The following is a 4,199-nucleotide window of genomic DNA, read 5'->3' as shown; positions in this document are numbered from 1 at the left end:
GTCGGAGGAGGTGGGGTGGAGCGTGGTCACGAAAACGGTCGGCCAGTGCGAGGTGGTACTGGTTCAGGCCCATCCCGAGTACGACCCCTCCAGCCTCGTCCGCGAGTACGCACGGGACGTGCGGCGCTATGCCGGTCGCGAGCAGGACGAACTACCCCGCCTCCCCCTCGACTGCGTGACCGGCCCGGACTGGGACCGGCTCCGACGACTGCACCGACGGATATTGGGCGGTGAGCGGGACCCGGCCTTGGCGGCCGCCTTCCCCTTCGACGAGGTCAGCACCCGCGCCCCCTGGCCGTGGCGGGGCGCCGCCCAGCGCCTGTACGCCAACCTGTTGGGCACCATCCCGAAGAGGAGCGCCTGAGGCCATGCACGACGAGACCATCGCCATCCACGGTGGCTACACACCCGACGGGACGCGGGCCGTGGCCGTGCCCATCTACCAGACAGTGGCCCACGACTTCATCGACGCCGCCCACGCCGGTGCCGTGCTCGACATGGAGACGCCCGGCTTCCACTACAACCGGCTCAATAACCCGACCTTGGACGTCCTCGAGCAGCGCATCTGCGCCCTCGAAGGGGGGACGGCGGCCCTGGTGGTGGCATCAGGCATGGCCGCGGTCAGCTACGCGATCCTCACGGTGGCAAGCGCCGGGTCGAACTTCGTGGTGGCCCCGCAGCTCTACGGGGCCACCTTCACCTACTTCGCCCACGTACTGCCCACGCTGGGCATCGAGGCCCGCTTCGCCGTCGACGACCGAGCCGAGTCGATCGCCCCGCTCATCGACGAGAACACCCGTGCCGTTTTCTGCGAGACCATCGGCAACCCGGCCGGCAACATCGTGGACCTCGAGGCCGTGGCTGCCGTGGCCCATGCGGCCGGAGTGCCCCTCATCGTCGACAACACGGTGGCGACGCCGCTCATGCTCAAGCCCCTCGAGCACGGAGCCGACGTGGTCGTCCACTCGCTGACCAAGTTCGTCGGCGGCCACGGCACCACCCTCGGTGGGGCCATCGTAGACGGCGGCCGGTTCCCGTGGGCCGACCATCCCGACCGCTTCCCGATGTTCAACCAGCCCGAGCCCGCCTTCCACGATGTCGTCTTCGCCCGCGACTTTCCCGAGCGACCGTTCACCGTGCGGGCCCGCTCGACTCAGCTGCGCAACAGCGGCGCCACCCTCTCGCCTTTCAACGCCTTCATGCTCATGCAAGGCCTGGAGACGATGGCCCTGCGGCTCGAGCGCCACGAGGCCAACGCCCGCGCCGTGGCCGACTACCTGGCCGCCGATCCCCGGGTGGCCTGGGTGAGCTTCGCCGGCTTCCCCGACCATCCCTACCACCACCTGGTCGAGCGCTATCTGCACGGGCGAGTGCCGTCCATCATCACCTTCGGGGTCACCGGCGGCTACGACGCGGGCCTGGCCTTCTTCGATGCGCTCCAGCTCGTCAAGCGGCTGCTTAATTTGGGCGACGCCAAGACCCTCGCCATCCATCCGGCCTCCACCACCCACCGTCAGCTGTCCGACGAGGAGCTGGTGAAGGCCGGCATCCGGCCGGAGACCATCCGGCTGTCCATCGGCATCGAGCACATCGACGACATCATCGACGACATCGACCAGGCTTTGGCCAAAGCCACCGTCGGCCACATCGACTGAGCCGCGCGTGCAACAACTGCGAGAAAGCGTGACGAACCACGGCGTGCTCGATGCGGTGCTGTGCCACGCCGATCAGGCCCCGGATCGGCCCGCAGTCAAGGACCTCGATCGCGCGTTGACCCGGGGCGAATTGCGCTCCGCGGCAGGGAGAGTCGCCGCTGGGTTACAGCAGAAGGGCGTCGAGCCCGGGGATCGGGTCGCTCTGCTGATCGGCAATTCGGTGGACTTCGTTGTGGCGGCGCTGGGATGTTTGTGGGCCGGGGTCACGTTCGTCCCGCTGGCGATCACCGATCCAGACCTTCGCCGCGCCCAGATCGTGGCGGACTGCCGGCCCGCACAGGTGATCACCGCAGGGTCGGACGGCACGGCGCCAACGGGACTACCCGTCGGCACAGCGTGGACCCCGCTTTCGGCATTGAGCGCCGCGGATGGGGCAACGCCACCACCGGTAGCCGGGCCGATCGCTTACATCATTTACACGTCGGGGACGACCGGTAAGCCCAAGGGAGTGCAGATTTCCCCGAAGGCCTTCTTCACCGCTGCCGAAGCGTGCGCCGAGGCCATGGGACTGACCGCGGATGACCGATACCTGTGCGTTTCGCCCGTGCACTTCGACGGGTCCTTTTCCGCCATCTTTCCGCCGCTGGTGCGCGGCGTCCCCCTCGTCATCCCCGACCGGGAAGCCCTGCTATTTCCACGCAGGTTCTTCTCGATCGTTGGGAGCGAAGGGATTACGGCGACCAGCTTCTCTCCCAGCTACCTGCGGTTGCTTCGGTCCGGCGGCCGGCTGGAACGGTTGGCCGACACCCCGCTGCGAGTGATGGCCCTGGGCGGCGAAGCGCCGTCTACGGCCGACATCAGGGCGGTGTGGTCGGCCAGTCCGGGACTGCGGGTGGTGAACCGGTACGGCCCGACCGAGACGACGATCGCCGTCGCCCATCTGGAACTGACGCCCGAGTTGCTCGACGCGGGACAGGTACCGATCGGACATCCGCATTCTGCGAGCTCGTTCCACCTCGTTGACGAGGACGGAGGGCTGGTGGATCGTCTTGGAGCGGTCGGTGAGCTGTACATCGGCGGAATTCAGCTGATGGCTGGATACCTGAACGACCCGGCGCGAAGCGCAGCCGTGCTGCGGACGGACGTTGTCGAAGGAACCACCGTCTACCGCACCGGCGACCTCGTCTGCCGCGACGACCGGGGCAACTACGTATATGTAGGGCGCTCGGACCGCGTCATCAAGCGACACGGCGTGCGGATGTCGCTGGTCGAGGTGACCGAGGCGCTCGGCGGTACCGACGGGGTCGCATCCGCGGCGTGCACAACCTTCGACCTGGACGGCGATCTGGGCGTTGTCGCATTCGTAGTGCCCGACGGCGAGCTCACCCCGCTGGCCGTTCGCCAGGCCGCCAGCGAGCGGCTGCCGGAGACGATGCTGCCCGATCTGTTCGTCTTGGTGGAAGACCTGCCCTTGACGTCGTCCAGCAAGGTCGACGAACGACGGCTGCTCGAGGAAGCCGGCCTGTCGCCGCTGCAAAACAACAAAGACCACGCGTTTCAGTAGAAGGAAGATCAGATGCAAACCATGCTCCCCACCCCGACGCCGGGAGACGTTTACGCGCAGCTCGTCCGGCGCCAGCGTGCCGAATTGCAAGATGCGTACTTGAAGGGGGTGCGCCGACTGCGTTGGGACGCAGGGCGTCTAGCCGCTGAACGCGAACGGCGTCTTCGCGAGCTGCTGGTGTACGCCGCCGATCGTTCGCCGTTCTGGCGGGAACGACTGGCAGGCCGCGACCTGGCGAACTTCACCGAGGCCGACCTTCCTTCTCTGCCGGTCCTGACCAGAGCCGAGATGATGGCGGAGTTCGACCGGGTGGTCACGGACCCCAGGTTGACACTTGCCAGGATCCAACAACACCTCGATCTGCCGGACGGCGACCGCGGGTACATGGACGACGAGTACCAGGCCATCATCACGTCTGGATATATAGGAACCCAAGCAGTCCACGTCTACGGCTGGGACGCGTTCGTCACCTTCGTGATGCAGGGCTCACGCTGGACCGGGCGACGTGGCGAAGCCCCGGATGCGGTACTGGCGCAGGCCTTTGCTACCAGCACGCGGCATGAGTCGGGGATTTTTCACGACTTCAGCACCTTCGACAGCGGAGGGCCGCAATCACATTGCTCCGGCGGCACGCAACCCCTGGACGAGATCGTCGACGGCCTCAACAACGCGTGTCCCGCGGTGCAGGCTCTCCAGGCGTGGCCGAGCCTGATGCGGGAGCTGGCGTTGGAGTCGATCGCAGGACGACTCACCATCAGACCGACCTGGGTCAGCGTCGCGGGCGAGGTCTGCACCCCGCCCGTGCGGGAAGCGATTCGGTCTGCGTGGGGAATCGAGACTTCGGAGTTCTGGGGCTGCTCAGAGGGGACCTATGCCTTTCCATGCGGCGTTGGCGAAGGCATGCACGTCGCTGACGATCTGGTCATTCTCGAGCCGGCGGATGCCGACGGCAACGTCGTCCCCTATGGGCAACCTGCGGA

4 protein-coding genes are annotated in these 4,199 nt (G+C 67.0%); all 4 read left to right on the top strand.

Going from position 1 to position 4,199, the window contains the following annotated elements; translation table 11 throughout:
* Positions 1-364, top strand: a 364-nt coding sequence (locus VGH85_13625; protein ID HEY2174842.1) for a homoserine O-succinyltransferase, incomplete at its 5' end; no start/stop codon positions are given.
* 4 nt (positions 365-368) lie between these two features.
* Positions 369-1,655: an O-acetylhomoserine aminocarboxypropyltransferase/cysteine synthase family protein gene (locus VGH85_13620; GenBank protein ID HEY2174841.1), complete on the top strand. Its 1,287-nt coding sequence runs from the start codon at positions 369-371 to the stop codon at positions 1,653-1,655.
* A gap of 7 nt (positions 1,656-1,662) precedes the next feature.
* Complete coding sequence (locus tag VGH85_13615; GenBank protein HEY2174840.1) at positions 1,663-3,219, top strand: amino acid adenylation domain-containing protein; 1,557 nt, start codon at positions 1,663-1,665, stop codon at positions 3,217-3,219.
* 12 nt (positions 3,220-3,231) lie between these two features.
* Positions 3,232-4,199 (top strand): hypothetical protein (locus VGH85_13610; GenBank protein HEY2174839.1); only part of this gene is annotated, 968 nt, incomplete at its 3' end.

This window comes from Mycobacteriales bacterium (genome assembly GCA_036497565.1).
In the GTDB taxonomy this organism is placed as follows: Bacteria; Actinomycetota; Actinomycetes; order Mycobacteriales; family QHCD01; genus DASXJE01.
The sequence above is the reverse complement of the archived record's forward strand: the minus strand, read 5'-3'. Positions and strand labels throughout refer to the sequence as shown.

Bases quoted from the DNA above. Each gene is read 5' to 3' on its own strand.
- VGH85_13620 (HEY2174841.1), top strand. From the start codon at position 369: ATGCACGACGAGACCATCGCCATCCACGGTGGCTACACACCCGACGGG.